Annotated in this window: 24 protein-coding genes; 10 read left to right on the top strand and 14 right to left on the bottom strand. The window is 65.0% G+C overall.

The features are described from left to right. The first annotated feature begins 208 nt into the window (after window positions 1-208). The gene (locus tag AKG11_RS18740) at window positions 209-1,486 is read left to right on the top strand and encodes a GAF domain-containing sensor histidine kinase (protein WP_050745012.1); all 1,278 of its coding nucleotides are present in this window, start codon (window positions 209-211) and stop codon (window positions 1,484-1,486) included. Then, a complete protein-coding gene (locus tag AKG11_RS18735) occupies window positions 1,461-2,183 on the top strand; it encodes a response regulator transcription factor (RefSeq protein ID WP_023516573.1) in 723 nt (240 codons plus the stop codon). Before AKG11_RS18740 ends, AKG11_RS18735 begins: the two co-directional genes overlap by 26 nt. A gap of 93 nt (window positions 2,184-2,276) precedes the next feature. On the opposite strand, the gene AKG11_RS18730 is transcribed toward AKG11_RS18735, so the two are convergent. Beyond that, window positions 2,277-3,713, bottom strand: a complete 1,437-nt coding sequence (locus AKG11_RS18730; protein WP_050745011.1) for an amidase — start codon at window positions 3,711-3,713, stop codon at window positions 2,277-2,279. On the opposite strand from AKG11_RS18730, the gene AKG11_RS18725 reads away from it, so the two are divergent. After that, window positions 3,712-4,527, top strand: coding sequence for a helix-turn-helix transcriptional regulator (locus AKG11_RS18725; protein WP_050745010.1), 816 nt, complete (start codon window positions 3,712-3,714; stop codon window positions 4,525-4,527). The genes AKG11_RS18730 and AKG11_RS18725 overlap by 2 nt on opposite strands. On the opposite strand, the gene AKG11_RS18720 is transcribed toward AKG11_RS18725, so the two are convergent. From AKG11_RS18720 to AKG11_RS34595, 6 genes are all read right to left on the bottom strand, one after another. Next, window positions 4,528-5,859, bottom strand: coding sequence for an APC family permease (locus tag AKG11_RS18720; protein ID WP_050745009.1), 1,332 nt, complete (start codon window positions 5,857-5,859; stop codon window positions 4,528-4,530). Window positions 5,860-6,070: 211 nt separating this feature from the next. Next, window positions 6,071-7,756 carry a choline dehydrogenase gene (betA, locus tag AKG11_RS18715; RefSeq protein WP_050745008.1) on the bottom strand — a complete coding sequence of 562 codons (1,686 nt, stop codon included), beginning with the start codon at window positions 7,754-7,756 and terminating at the stop codon, window positions 6,071-6,073. Window positions 7,757-7,772: 16 nt separating this feature from the next. Then, on the bottom strand, window positions 7,773-9,236 hold the full coding sequence (locus AKG11_RS18710; RefSeq protein WP_050745007.1) for a purine-cytosine permease family protein: 1,464 nt from the start codon (window positions 9,234-9,236) through the stop codon (window positions 7,773-7,775). Between the two features lies 1 nt (window position 9,237). Continuing rightward, complete coding sequence (locus AKG11_RS34600; RefSeq protein ID WP_023516567.1) at window positions 9,238-9,405, bottom strand: hypothetical protein; 168 nt, start codon at window positions 9,403-9,405, stop codon at window positions 9,238-9,240. A gap of 134 nt (window positions 9,406-9,539) precedes the next feature. Continuing rightward, entirely contained in the window at window positions 9,540-11,048 is a 1,509-nt protein-coding gene (locus AKG11_RS18705; protein ID WP_050745154.1) for an aldehyde dehydrogenase family protein, read from the bottom strand. A gap of 56 nt (window positions 11,049-11,104) precedes the next feature. Further along, window positions 11,105-11,263, bottom strand: a complete 159-nt coding sequence (locus AKG11_RS34595; protein WP_156334109.1) for a hypothetical protein — start codon at window positions 11,261-11,263, stop codon at window positions 11,105-11,107. 92 nt (window positions 11,264-11,355) lie between these two features. Between AKG11_RS34595 and AKG11_RS18700 the strand changes: the two genes are divergently transcribed. Then, window positions 11,356-12,288 carry a LysR family transcriptional regulator gene (locus AKG11_RS18700; protein WP_050745006.1) on the top strand — a complete coding sequence of 311 codons (933 nt, stop codon included), beginning with the start codon at window positions 11,356-11,358 and terminating at the stop codon, window positions 12,286-12,288. Window positions 12,289-12,384: 96 nt separating this feature from the next. On the opposite strand, the gene AKG11_RS18695 is transcribed toward AKG11_RS18700, so the two are convergent. The 4 genes from AKG11_RS18695 to speB are packed head-to-tail and all read right to left on the bottom strand — an operon-like array spanning window position 12,385 to window position 15,763. After that, window positions 12,385-13,275, bottom strand: a complete 891-nt coding sequence (locus AKG11_RS18695) for a polysaccharide deacetylase family protein (RefSeq protein WP_050745005.1) — start codon at window positions 13,273-13,275, stop codon at window positions 12,385-12,387. Next, window positions 13,272-14,009, bottom strand: coding sequence for an SDR family NAD(P)-dependent oxidoreductase (locus AKG11_RS18690; protein ID WP_050745004.1), 738 nt, complete (start codon window positions 14,007-14,009; stop codon window positions 13,272-13,274). The genes AKG11_RS18695 and AKG11_RS18690 overlap by 4 nt, the downstream gene beginning before the upstream one ends. Beyond that, the gene (locus tag AKG11_RS18685; protein WP_050745003.1) at window positions 14,006-14,788 is read right to left on the bottom strand and encodes an SDR family NAD(P)-dependent oxidoreductase; all 783 of its coding nucleotides are present in this window, start codon (window positions 14,786-14,788) and stop codon (window positions 14,006-14,008) included. The genes AKG11_RS18690 and AKG11_RS18685 overlap by 4 nt, the downstream gene beginning before the upstream one ends. Before the next feature lie 3 nt (window positions 14,789-14,791). Continuing rightward, the gene (gene speB / locus AKG11_RS18680) at window positions 14,792-15,763 is read right to left on the bottom strand and encodes an agmatinase (RefSeq protein ID WP_050745002.1); all 972 of its coding nucleotides are present in this window, start codon (window positions 15,761-15,763) and stop codon (window positions 14,792-14,794) included. A gap of 312 nt (window positions 15,764-16,075) precedes the next feature. On the opposite strand from speB, the gene AKG11_RS18675 reads away from it, so the two are divergent. Next, window positions 16,076-16,690, top strand: a complete 615-nt coding sequence (locus tag AKG11_RS18675; protein WP_245290176.1) for a TetR/AcrR family transcriptional regulator — start codon at window positions 16,076-16,078, stop codon at window positions 16,688-16,690. A gap of 98 nt (window positions 16,691-16,788) precedes the next feature. Here AKG11_RS18675 and AKG11_RS18670 read toward each other — a convergent pair whose 3' ends face one another. Together AKG11_RS18670 and AKG11_RS18665 are read right to left on the bottom strand one after the other, a co-directional pair. Continuing rightward, window positions 16,789-18,180 (bottom strand): APC family permease, encoded by a 1,392-nt coding sequence (locus tag AKG11_RS18670; RefSeq protein ID WP_082342522.1) that lies wholly within the window; start codon window positions 18,178-18,180, stop codon window positions 16,789-16,791. A 310-nt stretch (window positions 18,181-18,490) separates the two neighbouring features. After that, window positions 18,491-19,417 carry a dihydrodipicolinate synthase family protein gene (locus AKG11_RS18665; RefSeq protein WP_050745000.1) on the bottom strand — a complete coding sequence of 309 codons (927 nt, stop codon included), beginning with the start codon at window positions 19,415-19,417 and terminating at the stop codon, window positions 18,491-18,493. A 267-nt stretch (window positions 19,418-19,684) separates the two neighbouring features. Here AKG11_RS18665 and ada point away from each other — a divergent pair, with 267 nt between their 5' ends. From ada to AKG11_RS18640, 5 genes are all read left to right on the top strand, one after another. Beyond that, window positions 19,685-20,782 (top strand): bifunctional DNA-binding transcriptional regulator/O6-methylguanine-DNA methyltransferase Ada, encoded by a 1,098-nt coding sequence (ada, locus tag AKG11_RS18660; protein ID WP_050744999.1) that lies wholly within the window; start codon window positions 19,685-19,687, stop codon window positions 20,780-20,782. A 16-nt stretch (window positions 20,783-20,798) separates the two neighbouring features. Then, window positions 20,799-21,440 (top strand): DNA-3-methyladenine glycosylase family protein, encoded by a 642-nt coding sequence (locus AKG11_RS18655; protein ID WP_050744998.1) that lies wholly within the window; start codon window positions 20,799-20,801, stop codon window positions 21,438-21,440. 51 nt (window positions 21,441-21,491) lie between these two features. After that, entirely contained in the window at window positions 21,492-22,142 is a 651-nt protein-coding gene (gene alkB, locus AKG11_RS18650; RefSeq protein ID WP_050744997.1) for a DNA oxidative demethylase AlkB, read from the top strand. Window positions 22,143-22,246: 104 nt separating this feature from the next. Beyond that, window positions 22,247-22,813, top strand: a complete 567-nt coding sequence (locus tag AKG11_RS18645; RefSeq protein WP_050744996.1) for a methylated-DNA--[protein]-cysteine S-methyltransferase — start codon at window positions 22,247-22,249, stop codon at window positions 22,811-22,813. Next, a complete protein-coding gene (locus tag AKG11_RS18640; protein ID WP_050744995.1) occupies window positions 22,810-23,559 on the top strand; it encodes a 2OG-Fe(II) oxygenase in 750 nt (249 codons plus the stop codon). Before AKG11_RS18645 ends, AKG11_RS18640 begins: the two co-directional genes overlap by 4 nt. Before the next feature lie 138 nt (window positions 23,560-23,697). Here the strand turns inward: AKG11_RS18640 and AKG11_RS18635 are convergent, their stop codons facing one another. After that, window positions 23,698-24,207, bottom strand: a complete 510-nt coding sequence (locus AKG11_RS18635) for a methylated-DNA--[protein]-cysteine S-methyltransferase (protein ID WP_050744994.1) — start codon at window positions 24,205-24,207, stop codon at window positions 23,698-23,700. Between the last annotated feature and the right edge of the window lie 95 nt (window positions 24,208-24,302).

Raw genomic sequence — 24,302 nt, 5'->3', positions numbered from 1 at the left:
CGGATCGAAATCGTTGTCCGCTGAGCTTCCTCCTCTCAGCAAAGGCAGGATGCGGGAGAACGAGGGGGCTGTACAGGCGCGGTTCGGCAAGACATTTGCGGGATTTGCGCGAGAAGTTGCGGGTTTCCGCAAGACGCGGCTATGCTTGTCGGCGCTTACTGGAGGGCGGCGACGGCATGGGAGGCCGCCGCCGGGAGGATTTTCGCCCATGCTGCAACTCGCGCCTGCCGCGCTTTTCGAGCACTATCTCGGCATTTCGCGGCTGCTCGCGGGCCAACTCGATTTCCGCTCGGCCATCCGTTCCGTCGCCAACGAGGTCGCGCATATCATCCCGCACGATCATCTCGACGTCTGCGTGCTGGTGGAGGACGGCAACTACCATACGGCCTACGAGACCGGCATCGACACCGCCTGGGGCGACCTCGAAGGCGCGCCCGTCGTCTACAGCCCCATCCGCTCCCTGCTCTGGAACGAGGTCGATTACCTTCTCAGCGACGACGCCACCGTCGATCCGCGCTTCCGCTTCGAGGGCGCCTTCCGCGCGCCGATCGACGAACAGTCGCTGCGCAGCCGCATCCATGTGCCGATGAAGGTGGAAGGCGCGATCATCGCCGCCCTCTCCTGTTCGTCGCGAACGGCCGGGCTTTATTCGCTCGACGACGTCGAGCACGCCCGCGTCATCGCCGACCTGCTGACGCCCTATTTCTTCGCGCTGCGCGCCGCCGAACAGGCGCAGCGCTCCGCCATCGTCGAGGCGGAGGCCCGCGCGCGGGAAGAGGGCCTGCGCCTCGGCGCGCTGCGGCTGACGGAGGCGCTCGAACAGGAACGGCAACGCATCGGCATGGACCTGCACGATCAGACCCTCGCCGATCTCACCCGCCTCGCCCGCCGCGTCGAGCAGCTTTCGCTGAGCGGCGAAATCGGCCCCGACGCCCTGGAGCCGGTGTCGCGCTCGTTGCAGCATTGCATGCATGATCTCCGCCAGATCATCGAGCAGGCGAAACCCTCCGTCCTCCAGCTCTTCGGCCTTGCGCAGGCCGTCGAGAACCACCTCGACCGTTCAGTGCGCGACAGCGGCATGCCGATCCGCTGGGCGCTCGCCGACGAGACGACCGGCGCACTCGACAGGCTGGAGCCGACCGTCAGCGTCGCCCTCTTCCGCATCGCGCAGGAGGCGATCAACAATGCCGTCCGGCACGCCCGGCCGGCGACACTCGCCGTACGCCTGCGCGTCGAGGCCGAAAGTCTCGTGCTCGACGTGACGGACGATGGCAGCGGCGTCGTGCGCCCGCGCGGACGCATCGGCAGCGGCGTCGAGAACATGAAGACGCGTGCCCGGCTGATCTCGGCGACCTGCACGATCGGCACGGGGCGCAACAACGGCGGCACGACCGTAACGGTCCGGCTTCCCCTCGCCCCGGAACGCGGCGCGGGAGCCCCATGTGAAGGAGGAACGGGTGATGAAAGTCCTGATCGTGGAGGATGATCCGCTGCATCGTTCCTACCTGCACGAGGCGGTGTGCTCGGCGCTGCCGGAATGCGAGACCGTCATCGAGGCGGAGAACGGTCTTTCCGGCGAAAAGCTCGCGCGCGACCACAAGTCCGCGCATATCGTCATGGACCTCCAGATGACGACCCGCAACGGCATCGAGGCGGCGCGCACGATCTGGAAGGAGCGGCCGGAAACGCGCATCCTCTTCTGGTCGAACTATTCCGACGAAGCCTATGTGCGCGGCGTCTCGCGCATCGTGCCCGACGGCGCCGCCTATGGCTACGTGCTCAAATCCGCCTCCGACGAGCGGCTGAAGCTGGCGTTGCGCTCGATCTTCGTCGAAAGCCAGTGCGTGATCGACCGCGAAATCCGTGGCGTGCAGCAAAAGAGCCTCGGCCAGACGAACGGCTTCACCGATTCCGAATACGAGATCCTTATCGATATCGCCCTCGGCCTGACGGATAGGGCCATCGCCCGCCGCCGCAACCTCTCGCTCCGCAGCGTGCAGAACCGTCTGCAGCAGCTCTACGACAAGCTCGACGTCTACCAGTCGACCGGCGAGGACAGCGAGGACGCCCGCTTCAACCTGCGCACCCGCGCCGTCACCACGGCGCTCCTGCGCAAGCTCCTGAACTACAGCGCACTGGAGAAGGCCGAGGCCGACCTCCAGGAGTGGCTGTCGAACCTCTAAAAATCCCGGCAAGAACGCCCAGCGATTTTGAGTTCGGATTTGCTTTGAGGCGAGGAATTACCCCCCAATGCCGTCCCGCTGGACGCGTGACGTTCAGAACCAGTCGCGTGGCCGGGCGGCCGTCGCGCCGGCTGTTCGCAACACCCGCTCGATCGCGCCACCCATCGACAGGACGTCTTCGTCGGCATAGCGCCGGCCGATGAGCTGAAGGCCGACCGGCATGCCATCGTCCGCCAGCCCGGCCGGCAGCGACAGGGCCGGGCATTGCGGCAGGAGATTGAACGGACAGGTCATGTCGAGACCGCGGAAACGCCCGTCCGGCAGGTCCGCGATATAGTCGTTGTCGTCGGCATCTGCCGCGGGAGCCGTGACGGCACAGGTCGGGCAGAGCAGTCCGTCATACCGGGAAAGCACTGCGGAGAGATCCTGCCACATCCGCGTGCGCAGCAGTTCCACCCGCTTGTACGCCACAGCATTCAAGGTCTGGCCACGCTCGATAAGTTCCACGACGATCGGATCCATCCGCGCGCGATAGTCCTCCAGCGCCTCGCCGAAGAAGGCCGCCATGAACACGCACCAGAGATCGTACCATTGGTCGTTGACGACCCGCGTCCAGCCAAGCTCGACGGGCTCGACCACGGCCCCCTCCGCCCGCAGCGCATCGATCGTCGAAAGGATCACCGCCCGCACCGGCGCATCGACGCTGTAGTAGCCAAGGTCCAGCGAGAAGGCGAAGCGGCGACCTTCCAGCGGGCGGGCTTGCGCCTTTTCCACAGAGAAGGAGAGAGGCAGCGAGAAGATATCCGCGTCGTCAGGCCCCGCCGCCGCGGCCATGAAGGCAACGGCATCACCGGTCGTGCGGGCAAGCGGGCCGAAATGCGAAATGCTGTCGAACATGCTGGGCAGGATGGTCATGGGAATGCGCCCGAGGCTCGGCTTGAGACCGACCGTACCCGTGAAGGCAGCCGGGATACGCACCGAGCCGCCCATGTCCGTGCCCTCGGCGAAGGGAACGACGCCGGCGGCGACGGCGACCGCCGAACCGCCGGAAGAGCCGCCGGAGGTGCGCGCCGGGTCCCAGGGATTGCGTGTGACGCCCCAGCGGGGGCTGGCGGTGAAGCTGGAATGGGCGAATTCCGGTGTCGTCGTCTTGCCGATGAGGATCGCGCCGGCCGCCTCCAGCCGCGCGATGCAGACGGCGCTTTCTCCGGGCACCCAGTCCCCGCGCGTCCAGGAGCCGAGCGTCGTGAGGTCGCCCCTGGTCGGCGTCAGGTCCTTAGCGGCAAAGGGCACGCCGAGAAGGGGCGGCAGCAACCCGCCCGCGGCCCTCTGCCGGTCCGCGGCGCGCGCGGCAGCGAATGCCGCCTCCTCGCGCAGCAGTGTGAAGGCGTTCAGCGCCGCATTGACGCTCCTTGCGCGCCGAAGGGATTCGACAACCACCGTCTCGGCCGAAAAATGCCCAGCACGGATGCCGGAGGCGATGTCCGTTGCCGGCAGGTCGAGCGGATGGCGGTGAGAAACTGTCTGCATGACGGCGGACTCCGTGCTAGGTCTTGGCTTCGATGAGCGGGGAAGGATCGTGGCAGCAGGGGCACAGGCCTATATCGACCAGTGGAACGCCAGCCTTGCCGCGGCTGTTGCGGTGCTCGGTGAGCCGGGTTTTCCCGCGGCGCTGGAACAGGCACTCCGCCACCTCGTCGCCTTCGAGATGATGAACGGCTTTGCCTATGCGCCGGGCGGCAAGGCCTTCGACCTCGACAACGACCGCATCGTCGGCGACCGCACCACCATCGTCGATCATTATCTTGCCGGCGCCTACATTCTCGACCCGTTCTACGATGCGGTCCGCAACAGCCCGCACCAGGGCGTCCTTATCATGCGGCGGCTTGCCCCCGACCGGTTTACGGAGACGGAGTACTACCGCCGCCACTACCAGGCGACGGGCATTGTCGACGAGATCGGCTTCGTCCTGAAACTGCGCCATGCCGATGCGGTTCTGTCGCTGTCGCGCATCGGTACGGTGACGGCATTCTCCCGCCGCGACATCACCCGGCTGGAAAGCGCGGCACCCGTCGTGCGCGCGCTTGCCGAGCGGCATTGGCACGGTCGTTTCACGCCGCCGGATGAAGACGCGAAGGCGGCCGCGGCGATCAGCCACCCGCTCCTGTCGAAGCGGGAGCTGGAAATCGTAACCCTCATCCTCAAGGGACACTCCACCTACTCCATCGCCGCCACGCTCGGCCTCTCGCCGAACACCGTGAAGGTGCACCGGCGCCAGGCCTATGCCAAGCTCACCATTTCCAGCCAGGCAGAACTCTTCCATCTCTTCCTAAGCCGTAACTGACTATTCGACGAACTCCACCTCCGGCGGGGTAAGCTGGAAGAAACGGGTGAGATAGGCAAGATAGGCGATGCCGATGGCAAGCCAGAGCACGCCGAGCAGCTTGGCATGGCTGTCGAGATTCCACAGCAGGAACAGGTCGCACAGCGCGCCCGCCGCAGGGACGGCCAACCCGAGTACAGGGCCGAGCGGCCGCACGGTGGCGTTACCCTTCAAATAAAGCGCGATGACCGAGACATTGACTGCAGTGAAAGCAAGGAACGCGCCGAAATTGATGAACGATGTCGACGTCGTCACATCAAGCGTCAGCGCAAGCAGGCCAACGACGCCGACGAAGACGAGGTTGAGCACCGGCGTGCGCCACGTCTCATGCAGCTTGCCGAAGAGGCCGGCGGGCAGGACGCCGTCACGGCCCATGGCGAAGAGCAACCGGCCGACGCTTGCCTGCGCAGCAAGGCCGGAGGTGAACTGCGCCACGACGAGCGTTGCGAGGAAGACCGTGACGAAAAGGTCTCCGCCGATCATCAGTGCGATTTCCGATGCAGCGGAATCGACCGAAGCGAAGGTGCCGCCCGGATGGGCAAGCTGCGTGATGTAGGCCGAACCGGTGAAGAGCAGGCCGCCGATCACGGCGATGATCATGATCGCCTTCGGCATGGTGCGGGTGGGTTCGCGTGTTTCCTCCGTCAGCGTCGAGACGGCATCGAAACCGAGGAACGAATAGGCCGCGATGGCCGCACCGGCGACGGATGCGCTGAAGGGCACACCGGCCTCGAAGAACGGGCGAACCGAGGCAAGCCCGCCCGCGCCGTTCAGCGCGGCGACATAACGGGCCGCAAGCGCCACGAAGGCCACCAGCACCGAAAGCTGCACCAGCATCAGCACGACATTGACCCGGTTCGCAAAGGCGATGCCGATCACATTGATGGCCGTGGTCAGCACGATGAAGCCGACGATCCACATCCAGGCCGGCACCGCCGGGAAGGCGGCGGTGAGATAGGCCGCGCCGATCAGCCAGATCACCATCGGAAGGAAGAAGTAGTCGAGCAACACCGCCCAGCCGACGAGGAAGCCGACGCCGGAATTCAGCGACCTGCGAGCATAGGTATAGGCGGATCCGGCAACCGGGTAGACCCTCGCCATTACGCCGTAGCTCGCCGCGGTCAGAAAAATCGCGAGGGCCGCGATGAAATAGGCCATTGCCGTGGTTCCCTGGCTTGCCGATGCCAGGGCGCCGAACGTGCCGAACACGATCATCGGCGTCATATAGGCAAGGCCAAACAATACGACGGACCACAGGCCAAGTGTCCGGTCGAGTTTGATCGTCTGTGTCATGTTCCCCTCCTCCAGGTAATCCGCGGAAGGGTCGGGGAAGAGCCGGCCAAAGCCAATAACCCCAGGGTGTTATGTGACGCCGCAAGGAATGCGGCACCCTATATCGCCTGACTTCCCGTCGGATCCGGCGGGCGATCGTGCCGATCGGCAGCCGCAGAGGCCGGGACTTTCCGCCGGCAGACCGTCGATACCGGCGGATAGGGTTCCTCTTCTACCAACTGATGGACCGGAGCGGCGTGCCGCTGCGCTGGGTCGTGCCGACGCCGGGAGCGACGCCCACCTCCGCATTGGAGGCCGCAAGCAGCGGCTTGCCGCGCACGATGTCCGAAGCGCGTTCGGCCAGCATGATCGTCGGCGCGTTGAGATTGGCATTCGGCTCGGTCGGGAAGACGGAACTGTCGATGACGCGCAGCCCCGTCAGGCCACGCACCTTGAGGTCGCTGTCGACGACCGCCATCGCATCCTCGCCCATGCGGCAGGACCCGCAGGGATGGTAGGTGCTTTCCATCGTCTCGCGCACGAAGGCGTCGATCTCGTCGTCGCTGCGCACGTCCTTGCCGGGTGCCATCTCCTCGCCACGGAACCGGTCGAAGGCCGGCTGGCCGACGATCTCGCGGGTGAGGCGCAGACAGCGGCGGAAGCCCTCGCGGTCCTCTTCTCGGTCGAGGTAGTTGAAGAGGATGTTGGGCTGCTCGTGCGCCTCCGGCGAGCGCAGGCGCACATAGCCGCGGCTCTTCGGCTTGTTCGGCCCGGTCAGCACCATGAAACCGTGGCCATCGAGCGGCTTCTTGCCGTCGTAGCGCATGGCGGCAGGCAGGAAATGGAACTGGATATCCGGCCATTGCAGCGATGCGTCGGAACGGATGAACCCGCCGCTCTCGAAATGGTTGGTGACCGAAAGACCCTTCTTGAACAAAAGCCACTCCGCGCCGATCAGGGCGCGGCTCAAAAGCCCCATCTTGCCGTTCAGCGTGATCGGCTCCTTGCAGGCATACTGGATGTAGACTTCCGAATGGTCCTGCAGGTTCTCGCCGACGCCCGGCAGGTCATGCAGCACCTCGACACCCGCCTTCTGCAGCACAGCGGCCGGACCGATGCCGGAGCGCTGCAGAAGATGCGGCGAGCCGATCGGGCCAGAGGAGATCAGCACCTCGCGGGTGGCCTTCGCCACGAGGCGGCGGCCGCCGAGTTCATATTCGACACCGGCGGCGCGCTTGCCTTCCATGAGCACGCGCCGTGTCATGGCATGGGTGACGACGGAAAGGTTCGGCCGACTCATCGCCGGCTTGAGATAGGCGTTCGCCGTCGACCAGCGCACGCCGTCCTTGACGGTCATGTGCATGGGGCCGAACCCCTCCTGCATGTGGCCGTTCGGGTCCTCCGTGGTGATGTAGCCCGCCTCCCGGCCGGCATCGACGAAGGCCCTGTAGAGCGGGTTCTTCATCCTGTTGCCGGCATTGGTGGCGAGAGGGCCGGAGGCGCCGCGATAGGCGTCGCCTCCATCCTGCCAGCTTTCGGCACGCTGGAAGTAGGGCAGGCAATTGGCATATCGCCAGCCGCGTGCCCCCTGCTCCTCCCATTCGTCGAAATCGCGGGCATGGCCGCGCATATAGACGAGCCCGTTGATCGAGGAGGAGCCGCCGATGACCTTGCCACGCGGGCAATGCACCCGGCGCCCGTCGAGGCCGGGTTCCGGCAGGGTCATGTATTTCCAGTTGTACTTGGTGCCGTTCATCGGAATGGACAGCGCCGTCGGCATCTGGATGAAGATCGACTTGTCGCTGCCGCCATATTCGAGGACCAGGACTTTTACGGCCGGATCTTCTGACAGGCGATTGGCGAGCACGCAGCCGGCCGATCCGGCGCCGATGATGATGTAGTCGTAGGTCTCGGTCATGGCTGATATCCAGAGGTTACGGGTAGAGGCCCCAGCCCCGCCCGCGGGCAAAGAGCCGGGTCAGGACATAGTGGACCGCGCCAGCCGCAAGGCAGGATGGCACGGAGGCGGTGAGATACTTGAAGGCCGGCAGGCTCGCGAGCGTCTGCGGATTGAAGACCAGAACATAGACGCCGAAGCCGACAGCCAGGGCGAAGAGCCCGATCGGGTTGAAGCCACCCCAGAAACGGTAGGGACCGTTTTCCTGTGGGCCGTGCAGGCTGCGCATGTCGAGCTTCTGGCGGCGCAGGAAGAAATAGTCGGCGATGCCGATGCCGGCGAGCGCGGAATTGAGCGCCGAGGTCCAGACGAGGAAGATGAAGAAGCCGTCGTACATTTGCGGATAGAAGACGACGAGGCCGAGCGGGATGAGGCAGAAGAGGAACAGGATCGTGCCCCAGGAAATGGCGCGGATGGACGCTGTTCCCACCTGCCGGAGGCCGACGATAGAGGTGTAGAGGATGTTCGCCATCGAGGTCATGTTGGCGAAGGCGACGAAGAGCAGCGCGATGATGCCGATGACGGGGCCGGCGATCTTGGTCATCCAGATGGTCGGGTCGGAATCTCCGAGGGCGACGGCGGCAAGCAGGCCGACGATCTCGCCGAGCGTGGCGGCGCCGAAGATGCCGATGACGTTCGGCCAGAAGGCGGTGCGTTCGTTCTTCGTCAGGCGCGCGAGGTTGCCGATATAGGGCCACCAGGAGAAACCGGCCGCAAGGTTCACCTCGACGGCGATGATGAAGTTGAGCGTGTTGTCCTCGAAGGGCGGGGAAAGCGCCGGCATCGCCAGAAGCTCGGAGAAGGAGCGGTGCTGGAGGATCAGATAGAGCATCACGATCATCAGGATCACCAGCGCGGGCGAGACGACCATGTTAAAGAACTTGATCGATGTCGGCCCCCTGGCGACGATGAACCAGGTGACGAGGATCGCGCCGACAGCGGCGATGATCATCTTGATGCCGGTGGGATTGGCGGCTTCCCCGGCACTGAGCGCCGCAAGGCCGTCGATCGACCGGCCGAACATCATGGCAAGCACCGCAAGCCAGCCCATGGTGAGCACGACCACGGCCAGCACGTAGACGACGCGGCTGCCGTTGTAGCCGAACTGGCTGCGCAGCGCGACGAACTGCTCGATGCCGTAGCGGCCGGACAGCGGCGTCGTGGCGAGCGCCGTCAGCATCACGCCGACAATGTTGCCGATGACGATGGCGGCAATGCCCTCCTTCGGCCCGACGAAGAGGCCCACCGCGCCGCCGATCAGGAAGGCCCAGGTGGCGATGGCAAGCGCCGAATTGGCGTAGGTGAACTCCCAGAAGCCCCAGAGCCGCTCGGAGGGCAGCAGCGGCGCGTCGCCGCGTTCGGCGGCGGCGCGGTTGCGCTCGGCCTCAGCCTGTTCCGTTTCGATGGCGGCAAAGCCGCCGTGGGTGACATGATCAGTCATCTCACGCCCCCCAGATCCAGAAGCCCGCGACCAGGGCGAGCGTGAGCGCGCTCATGCAGGCATAGTCGATGACGGACATGGCGCCCTCGAAGCGGTGTTCCGCTTCAATGCCCTCATAGATGCGGGCACGGCGCGCCAGTTCGTTTTGCCAGGCAATATCGTTTTCCATTGTCGCTCCCCTTTCGCGTCGCGCCTTCGGCGTCTTTCCGCGATGCATACGGCTCCATCAGCCGCCGATCATGCGGACGCGCAAAGCGCCCACGGTGAAGATACCGGCCGCCGATGGATGGCGGCCGGCGGATGTCATGGCAGGGTGATCCACACCGCCTTGGTCTCCATCAGATAGTCGAGCTGCTCGGGCCCGAGGTCCTTGCCGAAGCCGGAATCCTTGAAGCCGCCGAAGGGCATGGACGGGTCGATCGTGCTGTGCGCGTTGACATAGACGGAACCGGCATGAAGGCGCGGAATGAGGCCGTGCACGCGCGCGAGGTCGTTCGAATAGATCGCGGCGGCGAGGCCGAAGGGCGTGTCGTTCGCCAGAAAAACCGCCTCGTCGAGCGTATCGAAGGGGCTCGTCACCAGCACCGGCCCGAAGATCTCCTCACGCACGATGCGCATCTCCGGCTTGCAATGGGCGAAGATGGTGGGTTCGATGAAATGGCCCGGTCCGTCGAGGCTTGCGCCGCCATGCACCAGCTCCGCCCCTTCGCGGCGACCGGCCTCGATGTAGCCGGCAACGACTGCTTTCTGCTGCGCCGAGACCATGGGGCCGATGTAGCAGTCCCGGTCGAGGCCGGGCGCGATCTTGAGCGTGCGGGTGACCTTGACGAGTTCGTCGAGGAAGGCATCGTGCACCGCGCGCTGGACATAGACCCGGGTGCCGGCGTCGCAGACCTGGCCGGAATTGAAGAACACGCCGTTCGCCACCGCGAGCGCGGCGCTCGGCAGATCGGCATCGTCGAGAACGAGCACCGGCGACTTGCCGCCGAGCTCCAGCGTGACATGCTTGAGACTGCCGACTGCGGCGCGGCCGACGTCCTTCCCGACAGGCGTCGAGCCGGTGAAGGTAACCTTGTCGATGCCCGGATGCGTGGACATGGCCGCGCCGATGACGCTGCCGCGGCCCGTGACGATGTTGACCACGCCGTCGGGAATGCCGGCCTCCTGCACCAGCTCGGCAAAGCGCAGGGTGGAAAGCGAGGTCAGCTCGGCCGGCTTGACGATGACAGTGCAGCCGGCGGCAAGGGCGGCCGCAAGCTTCCAGGCCATGGTCTGCAGCGGAAAATTCCACGGCACGATGGCGGCAACCACACCCAGCGGCTCCTTGCGGGTATAGGCGAGGTAGTTGCCGGGAATGGACGGCTCGACGATGCGTCCGTGCAGCTTGGAGGGCCAGCCGGCAAAATAGCGGAACGTGTCGACCGTGCCCTGGATGTCAATGTCCCGGGCGAAGCTCACGGACTTGCCCATGTCGACGGCTTCGATTTCCGCCAGCTCGTTGCCATGCGTTTCGATGAGGTCGGCAAGGCGGTGCAGCAGGCGCTCGCGCTCGAGTGGCTTGAGGCGGCGCCACTCTCCGCCGTCAAACTGGCGGCGCGCGGCTGCAACAGCCTGGTCGAGATCCTCCGTCGTGCCGGACGGCGCGCTGGTGATCCGCCCGCCAGTGGACGGTTCGAAAACATCGAAGGTCACACCGTTGCCGCTATCGACCCACGCCCCGTCGATGAACATCTTCTGGGGCTTGGCGAGAAAACGCCGCGTTGCATCGCTGACGCCGTAGTGATCGAGATAGTTTCGGACGCTTTCGTCCATGTGCTGTTCCTCCTCAGCCGGCCGCCCGGACATGCCGGTCTTGCCCTGTTGTTCAGTCAGCGCCGCCGCGCCCATGCGTGCGGGATGTGTCCGGTGAAGGTCATGGAAACCCGTGCCACCCGGGTGAATGCGTCGCTGGCGGCAGCGATCCCGACGAGATCCACGCCGGTGAACGGCAGGGTTACGCATTCGGTCGCACGGGATTTGCTGGCCACGTCCCCTCCTCCAACGGTGAAGGGAGTGTGCCAAAGAAAGATACGTTTAAAAGTATCTATGATTGCATGTTCACTTGTGCATTAATCAATGAATGATCAACAAGGTCCGGCACCGCATTCTCAATCTCTCGCTTGGCGATGCAGAACTCAGGCTGCTGCGCGTTTTCGCCTCCGTTGTGCAGCATGGCGGCTTTTCCGCCGCACAGTCGGCGCTCGGCATGACGCAGGCGACGATCTCCACCCATATGCGCCATCTGGAGGAGCGGCTCGCCCTTCGCCTGTGCAGCCGCGGCCGCGGCGGTTTCCAGCTGACCGACGAAGGGCGGCTCGTCTACGAGGCGACGCTTGAGCTTTTCGGCTCGCTGGAAAAATTCCAGAGCCGCATCGGGGAGGCACAGGGGGAACTGACGGGCAGCCTCAGCTTCGGCACGGTCGACGCCATGATCACCAACCGCGGCCTCGACCTTCAGGGCGCCCTCGCCGCCTTTCACCGCGCGGCTCCGCGCGTACACCTGGAAATCGACGTCGCCGCGCCGCAGGTGCTGCATCAGGGCCTGCTCAACGGTTCCTACCAGATCGTGCTGATGCCCTTCGTCGGCAGCGTCATGCCGCATTTTCGCAGCCAGCCAGTCTTCTCCGAGGTCCAGAAGCTCTATTGCGCCGAGGGTCATCCACTCTTCGCCTGCCCCGATGCGGAACTGACCGACGAGGTGCTGGCAGCGCAGTCCTTCGCCGGCCGCACCTATATGCCGAATGAGACGATCTGCGGCGTGAACTTTACCTGGTCCGCTGCGACGCCGCATATGGAGGGCACGCTGCTTCTTCTGCTATCGGGCGCCTATATCGGTTTCCTGCCCGACCACTATGCCGAGGAATGGGTTCGCACCAACCGCCTGCGCGTGCTTTCGCCCGAGCGCATGCGCTTCGAGGACATGTTCCACATCGCCTATCCGCGCAACAAACCCTCCCGCGCTGCCGAAACGCTGGCCGAAGCGATCACCGCGAGCGTACGCAAGGCGCACTGATGTTTTCCGCCCGGCCCCGGCAGGCCAGGACCAGGCACAGCCTTCGTCCAGGACATGAAGGCACTCCGCAGGGCGGCGAACATGCCGCCGGCCTCGTCACCGCACCCGGACAGGCTCGGCATAGTAGGGCAGCCGGTCGATCCGGGGCGACCACAGCCCCTTGTCGACGACAGAGCGTACATGTGCCGCGATTTCCTCCATGGGCGCGAACCAGACGTCCCCCTGCGCAAGAACCTGTTCGAGGAAACGGTGCACCACGTCCCAGCGCGCAAGGCGGCCCGTGGCAAAGGGATGCACGACCGGCACCCAAAGCGCGCCATACCGCCGAGCAGCCTCGAACTCCTGTGCGAAGGCGGCAAAGCCCTGTTCTGGCGCGCGGATCGGCATCATGTAGTCGAGATCCATCGACTGGACATATTGCGGCCAATCGTCGAGCCCCCAGTGCGAGGGCAGCTCGACCAGCCGCCCGGCCTCGCATTCCAGAAGATAGGGAATGTCGTCGCCCATCAGCGAGGCGTCGTACTCGAAGCCGCGCGAGACCAGAAGGTCGGCCGAACGGTGCGAGAAGTTGTAGAGCGGCGCCCGCCAGCCGCGCGGTCGCCTGCCGCTCGCCTTGACGATCACCTCGATACCGCGGTCCAGCCAGTAGGCCTCGTCATCGTCGGAAAGCTCGCGCGGATGCTCGTGCAGGAAGCCGTGATGGGCAAGCTCGTGGCCGCCTTCCAGAATGGCCTCAATGGCCTCCGGATAGCGCTCGATGCACCAGGCCGGCACGAAGAAGGTCTGCCGGATGCCGAGCCGGCGATAGCTTTCGACAATGCGCGGGATCGCCACCTTCGGCCCGTATTGCAGCATGGAGATGCCGGCGACGCGGCTGTGGCCATCCTCCGGGTGGGCGATATGGATGAGGCTGTCCGCATCCATGTCGAAGGTGATGCAGGCGGCACATTTCGCACCGTTCGGCCAGGGAATGGGATTTCTGATCACGGCATGATGCTCCCGCCGTTGCTGCCGACACCCTGTCCGGTGAAGTACCGCCCGCCGGGACCGGCGAGGAACAGCGCGAGCTCGCCGATCTCCTCCGGCTGACCGAAGCGGGCAAGCGGAATAGCAAGTTCCCGCGCCCGCCATTCGGCGCTCATATTGGCCGCACCGAGCATTTCCGTATCGATCGGGCCGGGGCAGATGGCGTTGACGAGGATGCGCGGCGCGAATTCCTTCGCCCAGGAGCGGGTGAGGCCGAGCACGCCGTGCTTGGAGGCGACATAGGGCGAGAAGGTCTCGCGGCCGTAATAGGCCATGTCCGAGGCAATCAGGATCACCCGGGCCGGCGCTTCCACCGTTCCCTCCATCAGTCCGATCACCATCTTGCCGACGAGGAAACTACCCCGCAGGTTGATGGCGATCACCCGGTCGAAATCGGCGACCGGTGTTTCGAGCAGCGGCGCCTCATGGATGACGCCCGCACAGTGCACGACGACATCCAGTCCGCCGAACCTTTCCTTCACCGCATCGCCGACCGCAAGGACCGCAGCTTCGTCGGAGATGTCGCAGGCGAGCGCCAGCGTTTCCGCTGCGCCGGCCTTCATGGCCGCCGCGGCGGTTTCATCGGGCATGCGGATATCGGCGAGCGCGACACGCGCACCGGTTCCGGCAAAGGCAAGGGCACAGGCTGCGCCAATGCCGCGATAGGCCCCCGTGACGAGAACGCGCCGGCTCATGCCATCACCTCGCCGCGATCGAGCATCAGACCCTGACCCGTCATGTCCTTCGCCCCGTCGGAGGAAAGGAAGAGATAGGGCGCGGCAAGGTCTTCCGGTTCCAGCAGGCCGGGCAGAACCTGCGCGCCGACGATTTCGGCCAGCAGGTCCTCCTCGCTGCGGCCGGTGCGCAGCGACATGTTCTTCAGCGACAGCATGGCCGCTTCCGTGCGCACCCAGCCGGGGCAGACGGCGTTGACGCGAATGCCCTTCGGGCCGAGCTCCTTCGCCATCACGCGCGTGAAGCCGAGATTGGCGTGCTTTGAGGTGATGTAGGCGGCAAATTCCGGCACCGCGACACGGCTCCAGATCGAGGCTGTCACGATGATGCGGCCTCCCTCCACCATATGCGGCACGGCATTGCGGGTCACGTAGAACGTGCCGTTTGTGTTGATGTCGGTGATGCGGCGGAACGTATCCTCGATCGACGGATCGGGATCGAGCAGCGGCGTGATGCGCTCCAGCCCCGCATTGTTGACGAGCACGTCGATACGGCCGAGCGGCGCAAGCGCGGCCTTCACAGCGGCGCTGTCGGTGATGTCGCATTCGATCGCCGCGACCTTACGGCCGAAACGGGCCGACATTTCCCCGGCCGTTTCATGGATGCCCGAACCGGAGGAAAGGATCGTGACATCGGCGCCAGCGGCGGCAAAACCTTCCGCCACAGCCCGGCCGATGCCCCGGCTCGCCCCCGTGACGAGCACATGCTCGCCGGAGAAATCGTAATGAAGTCGTCCCATGGATCAGCCCTTCCTTGCGTGCATGATGCGTCCGATGAGGTTCATGAGAACCTGGGCGGCGAGGATGGCCGTGCCGCCGGTATGGTCGTAGTCGGGGGCAACCTCGACGAGGTCGATGCCGACGATGTCGCCGCGCTCGGCGAGCGCCGACAGGATTTCCAGCACCTCGTAGTAGATGAAGCCGCCATGCGAGGGTGTGCCCGTGCCCGGCGCGATCGAGGGATCGAAACCGTCGATGTCGATCGTCACGTAGTAGCGCACGCCAGCCGGGATGCGCTCTATCACCGCATCCGTGCCGAGCGCCCGGATCTGGCGAACAGAGAGGATATCGGAGCCCATGTTCCGCGCATCCTCGTAGCCCTCCTTGGCCGTCGAGGAGACGTTGCGGATGCCGAGTTGCGAGAGGCCGCTGACATAGGGTTTTTCCGCCGCGCGGCGCATCGGGTTGCCGTGGCCGTAGCGCACGCCATGGCGCTCGTCGACGAAATCGAGATGGGCATCGATCTGCACGATATGGATCGGGCCGTTTTTGGCGCAGTCCTCAGCAAAGGCATTGATGCAGGGGATGTTGACGGAATGGTCGCCGCCCAGCACCACCGGCAGCGCACCGGCCTCAAGGATCTTGCGCACCCCGAATTCAATGTTCGCGTGGCTCTTCATCGTGTCGGTGTGCACGATATCGGCGTCGCCGATGTCGACGATGGAGACCTCGCCGCTCGGAAGATAGCTGACGTCGTCCTCGTGGTCGTAGGCGCCGCCATGGCCGAAGGAGAACAACGTGGAGGCCTCGCGGATGGAGCGCGGCCCGAAGCGGGTGCCGGCACGCCACTGGGTGCCGCCGTCGAAGGGCGCGCCGAGGATCGCGACATCGGCGTTGATGGCGTTCCAATCCGGCTGGTAGGGGTATTTGCCGAAGGTGCAGATGCCGACGAATGGCAGGTTCAGGCGGCCGGTCTCATAGGAATTGCTGGTCATGGTCGTTCCGTTTCAGGTGGATGACAATCAGTTTGAAGGTTGCGCGCGCCTTCCGGCTCCGCGTCGTTCGGGGCGGCGGATCTCAGGGAAACCGCACACGAAATGGCCGGCTGCCGGCTCCTGCCGCCCCGGTCGGGCAGCGCCCTCGCTAGCGCAGGGAATGTCGGGAAATGCACATGCCGGCTCCTCCTAACCTTTATGTGATAAAAACTTTATGTCACTAAAAATTCTTGTCAACACCAATTTTGGTTGCACATCAAGGAAATCGCAGGCAAAAGCCATTGAGAGAGGCAGACGGGTGATATGGCCTTGATGGGACTGAGAGAACGGCAGAAGGCAAACCGCCGCGAGCGCATCCTGGAAGTCGCAAAGGCGCGCTTCCAGACGGATGGCTACGCGCCGACGACGATCGAAATGATCGCCAAGGATGCCGACGTCTCCGCCGTCACCGTCTACAATTATTTCGACACGAAGGCCGGGCTTCTCCTCGCGCTGGTCGGTGAGAGCGACCAGCTGCTGATCCGCCAGCTGAAAACGATGATCGCGCGCGAGCCGACGGATATCATCGACGCCGTCGCGACCTTCGGCCAGATCCTGCGTCGCCACGCCATGCGCTACCTGGAGAAGTCGACCTGGCGCGAGGTGCTTTCGGCCAGCATCCAGGAGGGCAGCAGCGACTTCGGCCGGACCTATCTGGAACTCGACCGCATTCTCATCGAGCTGATGCGCGCGATGATCCTCGCGTTCCAGAAGCGTGGCCTGATCGCGGAGAGCGTGGACAGCGAGGCGCTGGCCGATTGTTTGTTCTCCCTGCAGAACATCCGTTTCTTCCAGTTCATTGCCGACGACAACAGCGACGATGCGGAAATCGACCGCCGCCTGCGCAGCGACCTCACCGCCCTCAAGGGGCTGTTCTCCGCACGATAAACATCCCGACCGGCCTGCCCCATGCTGCCGTCTGGCCGTGTAAAACCCGCCGCATCGGACGATGCGACGGGCTGAACGGTTCTTAGATGCGCCGGCCGTCAGGCCGTCTTGCGCCAGAGCTTCGAGAGAGCCCAGAGGCCGACGGCAATACCGGCCAGCACCAGTTCGCCGATCAGGAAGTCGGTGGTCTGGGTCACGAGAGCATAGCCGGTGAAAGCGACGACGATGACGGGCGGAAGCGGCCAGAACGGCATTCTGAAGGGCCGGTGGACATGCTTCTGGGAGATGCGGCTCCAGAAGGCGGCGATCCCGACGAAGAAATAGACGGTCGCGATCATGGTTCCCGCGAACATGATGAGCCAGTCGAGGCTGGACATCATGATCAGGAAGACCGAGGGAACGAGCAGCGCGGCGACACCCCAGCCGGGCGAGCGGAAGCGGTTCAGTTCGGCAAGCCTGTTGCCGATCGCCGGCGGCCAGAGACCGTCACGCGCCGAGGCGAAGACACCACGGGCAAAATACATCTGGAGCGTGAGCGCCGCATTGAAGAGTGCCGCGATGACGCCGATGTTGACGATCGTGCTGGCCCAGGGGCCGAGCGCGCTTTCCACAGCGGAAACGATCGGCGCATCCGACTGCAGGAAGGCGACGAGATCCGGCGCGGCGATGACGCCGGCAAAGAGCGGGATCGTAATGAGGATCGAGGCGAGGATCGCGGCATAGATGACGGCCCGGCCGACATCGCGCGCACCGCCGACAAGCTCCTCGACGAAGCCGCAGACCGCATCGTAGCCGTTGAGGACGTTGAAGGCCGGAGCCAGCGTCGCCAGTGCGATACCAAGCGTCAGCGGCACGAGCTGGCCGTTCTCCAAAACGACAGGATGAAACACGATATCGACAGGGTCCTGGACCGGAGCGACGATCGCCGCCAGCACGATGAGCCCGACCACGACGAGCTGCACCAGGAGAATGGCGATGTTCACCTTCGCGCCGATTTCGACCTTCGTGATGGCGATGGCGCCAGAAATGGCCAGCAGCAGGAAAGCGATCACCTCATTGGGCACGGTAATCCACGGCAGCAGGTTCTTCAGGAAGATCGGAATGCCCAGCAGCAGCGAGGCCGGGATCACGATACCCTGCGTCACGAAGTTGAAAAGCGTGATCCAGGCCAGCGGTTCCGGCAGGGCACTGCGCACCATCGAATAAGAACCGCCCGTCGACGGGTAGGTCGAGGCGAGTTCGCCGAGGCACATCGCGATCAGGACCACGACGACGCTGAGGATCAGCATCGCCCCGACGCCAAAGGTTCCGCCCACCTGGAAGACGCCCGCCGTCAGCAGCAGCACAGCCATGGCCGGCGAGGCGTCGGCCATGGCCAGGCACACCACATGCGACACCTGGAGCCGCCGCCGAAGCGTATGCGCCTCTCCATCGGCCCCTTCAAACTCCGAGCTTTGCCCGGATCCTTCCATCACTTTTGTCGATGACATCGCTCACTCCCCCCTCTTTGCATCCGGCATGGATGCGACCGTCTATCCCTCGGCCCGACGTCCACCACGTCATAGGGCGGGCTCGATCCCTCCGATCGAACACGCCATGAAAGGCCCAATAATCTATAGCCGATTAAAACTTTTACTGAGTAAATTTTTTAGTCACGAAAACTTTCTTCGTCAACGGCGAATCTTCTGAAACACGCACGGACGGCCTGGTTCGCCGCTGGACTATCCGGCCAGGCAACGCCAAGCCCCTCCATCCGTGTACGCGGAGGAGCGGAACGAGAGAAGGATTTCAGGCTGCGGCTTACACGGCGGCCCGCCTGTCGTATCTGGCGATACGCGCGAGGAGGTAGTCGACCTCCGCCTTCGCCGTCGCGGAGAGCAGCTGGGCCGGCTTGCGCTGCGCGTCGGAGGACAGGACGCCGCGCCGCTTCAGAACGTGCTTCCGGATAGCAAGGCCGATGCCGAGCTGCTGCTCGTAGCGGATCAGCGGCAAATGGGCATCGAACAGGTCGTGCGCCTCGTCACGCCTGCCGGCCGCGAAGAGATCGACGAGCTCACACAACATGTCCGGAAAGCCGTAACCGGTCATCGCGCCGTCGGCCCCGCGTTCCGGCTCGAAATCCAGGAACAAGCCGCCATTGCCGCAAAGGATCGAGAAATCCCGAAGCGTGCCGGCCTTCTGCATGGCGCGAAGCTTCGAGACCTTCTCGAGGCCCGGCCAGTCCTCATGCTTCAACATTTGGCACGACGGATGGTCGCTCATGATCCTTGCGATCACTCCCGGCGTCATCACGACGGTGAGGGTGAGCGGGTAATCCTGCAGCACCCACGGAACATCCTCGCCCACCGCTTCGACGGCACCGGCGAAGTAGTTGACGATCTGGTCGTCCGTGCGCAGGGCCGGCGGTGGCGCGATCATCACGCCGGCCGCGCCGATCTCCATCGATTCACGCGCCAGCGAACGCATGGCAGCAAAACCCGGCGCCGAGACGCCCACGATGACGGGAACCGCGGCGCGCGACACGACGCGGCGGACGATGGCACGGCTTTCATCCGGCTCCAGCTTCGGTGCCTCCCCCATGATGCCGAGAATTGTGATGCCCGTGCATCCGCTCTCCACATAGAAATCCGTCAACCTGTCGATCGAGTCGAAGTCGATCGAGCCGTCATCGAAGAACGGCGTGGTGGCGATCGCATAGACGCCGCGGGATCGCGTATCCAATGTCATGTCCCGCCCTCCTGCCAGGCCTGATGCCGCTTCGTTGTCTCCGCATCCATCTGTCTCGTCCTCCCTGAAAGCGCCTCCGTGGAACCTTACCATCAGATTTCGGACGCGAGGACCGGTGTTGCGAACCATTCCGAAATCTTCCGTCTCCCTGCCCACGCACCTCGGCAAGAATCGGGTGGGCGCCCATTCGATTTGAGCGCAAGGATCGGAGTGTGGCCGCGACGGAACGGGAGCATGGTCGGGCTGGACCGATACGGGAAGACAACGATGACGACCGCCGCGCAACAGACCCCTGCCCTTCGCCTAGCCTCCCTGCCCGTCACGGAGGATCCTCGCTGGGCGCGTATCGTCAGCCGCGACAAGACCGCCGACGGTCAGCTCTGGTATTCCGTCTCGACGACCGGCGTTTACTGCCGCCCCTCCTGTCCCTCGCGCACGGCGAACCCGAAGAACGTCACCCTGCATGACACGATCGATGCTGCCCGGGCGACGGGTTTTCGCCCCTGCCGGCGCTGCAATCCCGACCGCCCCACGCTCGAATGCGAGAACGCGGCCCTGGTCGCCAGAGCCTGTCGCCTCATCGAGGGCAGCGAAGAGGAGCCCTCGCTGGAGGAACTGGCAGCAGCCGTCGAGCGCAGCCCGAGCTACTTTCACCGCCTGTTCAAGGCATCGACGGGCCTGACACCGAAGGCCTATGCCGCCGCCGACCGCGCGAAGAAGGTGCGCGAAGGCCTTGCGACCGGCAACAGCGTCACCGCAGCGATCTACGGTGCGGGCTTCAATTCGAGCGGCCGCTTCTACGAGAAATCGACCGGCCTGCTCGGCATGACACCGACCCGCTATCGCGCGGGCGGCGCAAACGAGGAGATCAGGTTCGCCGTCGGCGAGGCTTCCCTCGGCGCGATTCTGGTCGCCTCCAGTACGAGAGGCGTTGCCGCCATTCTTCTCGGCGACGATCCGGAGGCGCTGGTGCGCAATCTGCAGGACCGTTTCCCGAGGGCGCGCCTCATCGGCATGGATCGCGACTATGAGGAGCTGGTCGCCTGCGTCGTCGGCTTCGTCGAGGACCCCGGCATCGGGCTTGATCTCCCGCTCGATGTCCGCGGCACCGCATTCCAGCGCCGCGTCTGGCAGGCGCTGCAGGAGATTCCGGCCGGCGCGCGCATGTCCTATGCGGATGTCGCCCGCCGGATCGGATCGCCCAAGGCCACCCGGGCGGTCGCCGGCGCCTGTGCCGCCAACAATATCGCCGTCGCCATTCCCTGTCATCGCGTGGTGCGCAACGACGGTGCGCTCTCCGGTTACGCCTGGGGTGTCGATCGCAAGCGCGCACTGCTCGCGCGCGAAGACGCACGGATCGCCTGAAGCCGGAGAACTGCGAATGAACCTCCTTTCCCGCTACGATCAATCGGTCGCCTTCCTGTCCCGGCACGACGAGGACTGGGCGCGGCTGATCGACCTGGTCGGTCCCTGCCGGCACGATCCCAAGGCCGCCCGCGAACCGTATGAAGCGCTGGTGCGGGCCGTCGCCTATCAGCAGCTGACCGCAAGAGCCGGCGACGCGATCATCGGCCGTCTCAGGGACCGCTTCGAGGGGCGCGACTTTCCAGGCCCGGAAGATCTTGTCGAGGCCAATTTCGACCTGTTGCGGGCCTGCGGCTTCTCGGCCAGCAAGATCGCCACCATCAAGGCGGTCGCGCAGGGCGCCCTGGACGGCCTGGTTCCGACGCGTGCCCTTGCCACCGCCATGGACGACGAGACGCTGATCGCGCGCATGACCGGCATCAAGGGCATAGGCCGTTGGACGGTCGAGATGCTGCTGATGTACTCGCTGGAGCGGATGGACGTGCTGCCGGTCGACGATTTCGGTGTCCGCGAAGGATATCGCGTGCTGAAATCGCTGCCCGAACAGCCGAAGCCCCGGGTGTTGCGCGAGATTTCGCAGGCGTGGGCGCCGCATCGCACGGTGGCCGCCTGGTATCTCTGGCACATCCCGCGCGAACGCGGAAACGTGCTGTCCTGAATGCCGGGCAGGCGTTCTCCCAACGATCACCCGAACCCGAAAGGCCGCAGGATGCACGATCTGTTCGACGCACTCGTCCCGCCGATGCCCGCAGCCGAGGCCATGGCCGAGGGCGCCATGCTGCTGCGCGGCACTGCGCTCGCCTATGAAACGGATCTTCTTGCTGCGCTCGGCGACATCACCGCCCGGTCCCCGTTCCGCCACATGGTCACGCCGGGCGGCTTCACCATGTCCGTCGCGATGACGAATTGCGGCGCGGCGGGGTGGGTTACGGACCGCACGGGCTACCGCTACGACCGCAACGATCCGCAAACCGGCCGCCCCTGGCCCGGCATGCCGGAATGTTTCCTCGCCCTTTCCGTAGAGGCCGCGGCGGCCGCCGGCTATCCCGGCTTCCGTCCCGACGCCTGCCTGATCAACCGCTACGAGCCCGGTGCCCGTCTGTCTCTCCACCAGGACAGGAACGAGCGCGACTTTGCCAACCCGATCGTCTCGGTCTCGCTCGGCTTGCCGGCGACCTTTCAGTTCGGCGGGCTGAAGCGCACCGACCCCGTGAAGAAATTCGCTCTCCGGCACGGCGATGTCGCGGTCTGGGGCGGCCCGTCGCGGCTCTTCTATCACGGTGTGCCCGAACTGAAGGACGGCATGCACGAGACCGTCGGGCGCATGCGCATAAACCTCACGTTTCGCGGCGCCCTGTAGCTCCCAGCCAGGCGGTTTCTCCGATTTGAAAACAAGGATCGGAGTTTGGTGGTGCGGCACGGGCGATAGGTTCGATCATCAGCCCAGAACAAGGAGTGACGGTGATGAACCTGATGATCAGAACGAAGACGCTGCGGCCCAGGCTGCAGGTAAAATCCTCCTCGGCACCCGTCGACATGCTTTCCTATGCGATCGCCGCCAGCGCCTTCGGCAAGGTGCTGGTCGCGCGCAGCGGAAAGGGCGTCTGCGCGATCCTGCTCGGTGACTGCGCCGAAGACCTTTCGGCAGACCTTGCCGCCCGTTTCCCCCGGTCCACGCTGGTTGAGGACGGGGAGAGCGTGAAAGACGACATCGCGAAGGTGCAGCGCTACATGGCAATACCCGCACGCGGGCTCCATCTCGCGCTGGATATGCGCGGCACGCCGTTCCAGCGCCGCGTCTGGGAAAAACTGCAGACCATCCCCGTCGGCAAGACGGTGAGCTACCGGGAGCTGGCCGGCTGGATCAGTCCGCTTGCCAACCCCCGTGCCGTCGGCAGCGCCTGCGCCGCCAATCCCATCGCGCTCGCCGTCCCCTGCCACCGCGTCGTGCGTGGAACGGGCGAACTGGCCGGCTATCGCTGGGGCCTCGAGCGCAAACGCGCCCTCATCGAGAAGGAAGCCACGGCATGAACGGCGCTGCAATCGATATCCTCCCGACCTTCGCGGAGATGTCCGCGGAGGCACGGGTCGCTACCTGCGACTGGACGGCGCTTGCCAGCGACCTCGACCGCTATGGCTGCGCCGTCCTTCCGGGGCTTCTCGCCCCGGAGGAATGCCGCAACCTCGCCGCACTCTATACCGACGAAACCCATTTCCGCAGCCACATCGTCATGGCGCGGCACGGCTTTGGAAGGGGCGAATATCGCTACTTCAAATACCCGCTTCCCGGCCTGATCGGCGGCCTTCGCACCGCGCTCTACCCACGCCTTGCCGGCATCGCCAACGATTGGAACGGGCGAATGGGGCTGGACCGGCAGTTTCCCGAAGCACACGCGGCGTTCCTGAATCAATGCCATGCGGCCGGCCAGACCCGGCCGACGCCGCTCCTGCTGCAATATGTACCCGGCGACTTCAACTGCCTCCATCAGGACCTCTACGGCGATCTCTCATTCCCGATCCAGGTGGCGATCCTGCTTTCCGAGCCCGGCCGCGACTTCACCGGCGGCGAATTCGTGCTCACCGAACAGCGGCCGCGCATGCAAAGCCGTGTCGAGGTCGTGCCGCTGCGCCAGGGCGATGCCGTCGCCTTCGCCGTCCACAATCGCCCGGTCCAGGGCACGAAAGGCAGCTACCGCGTCAACCTGCGCCATGGCGTCAGCCGCGTCCGCTCCGGCCTGCGCCACACGGTTGGCATCATTTTCCACGACGCCCGCTGACGGCGCAGCCTGGATTTCCCACCCTCTGCCCGCCCGTCGCGCAATGCGCGGCGGGCTTTCCTGCCAGGTCCACAGCGCACACAACAACGCCGCGCCGGAGACCCGGCGCGGCGTCCGCAACGATTTTCTATCCGCTTTTCAGGGGGCTACCGGCTGCCGCTCTCGCGCCAGAAGAACGTGCTTGCGGCAGACGCCCCACCGATAGCCCGATATCGAGCCGTCCTTCTTGATGACGCGGTGGCACGGCACGATTACGGCGACTGGATTGCTGGCGATCGCAGCCGTCACCACCCGCGCATCGCGCGTGCCGAGCCTTCCCGCCAAAGCCCCGTAGCTGGTGGTCTGTCCTGCCGGGATCTCGCGCAACAACTGCCAGACCTGTTTCTCATAGGGCGTTCCGCGCAAGTCGAGCGGCAGGTTGCAGCCGGCGGCAGGATCATCAACGAGCCCGGCCACGATCGCCGTCATGCTTGCGATTCCCTCATCGCTGCGTTCCAGCACCGCCTGCGGGAATCGCATGCGCAAGGCGTCCTCCGTCGCCATGCGCGCGGAGCTGAATTCGAGGGCCACGATGCCCTTCTCGGATACGGCGAGCAAGAAGTCGCCAAGGGAGCTGATCCCCCAAGCAAAGCGGATGGTCTCGTGCATCGTCTGTTGCCTTCCCGGTTCGGTATCGGTCGAACATAGACGCCGGCACGACGGGCCTCTCTCCGTTCCTTGCTTTCAAATCGAAAGATCGATGG

This window comes from Shinella sp. SUS2, from assembly GCF_001262505.1.
In the GTDB taxonomy this organism is placed as follows: domain Bacteria; phylum Pseudomonadota; class Alphaproteobacteria; order Rhizobiales; family Rhizobiaceae; genus Shinella.
This window is presented reverse-complemented; position numbering and strand designations above follow the sequence as displayed.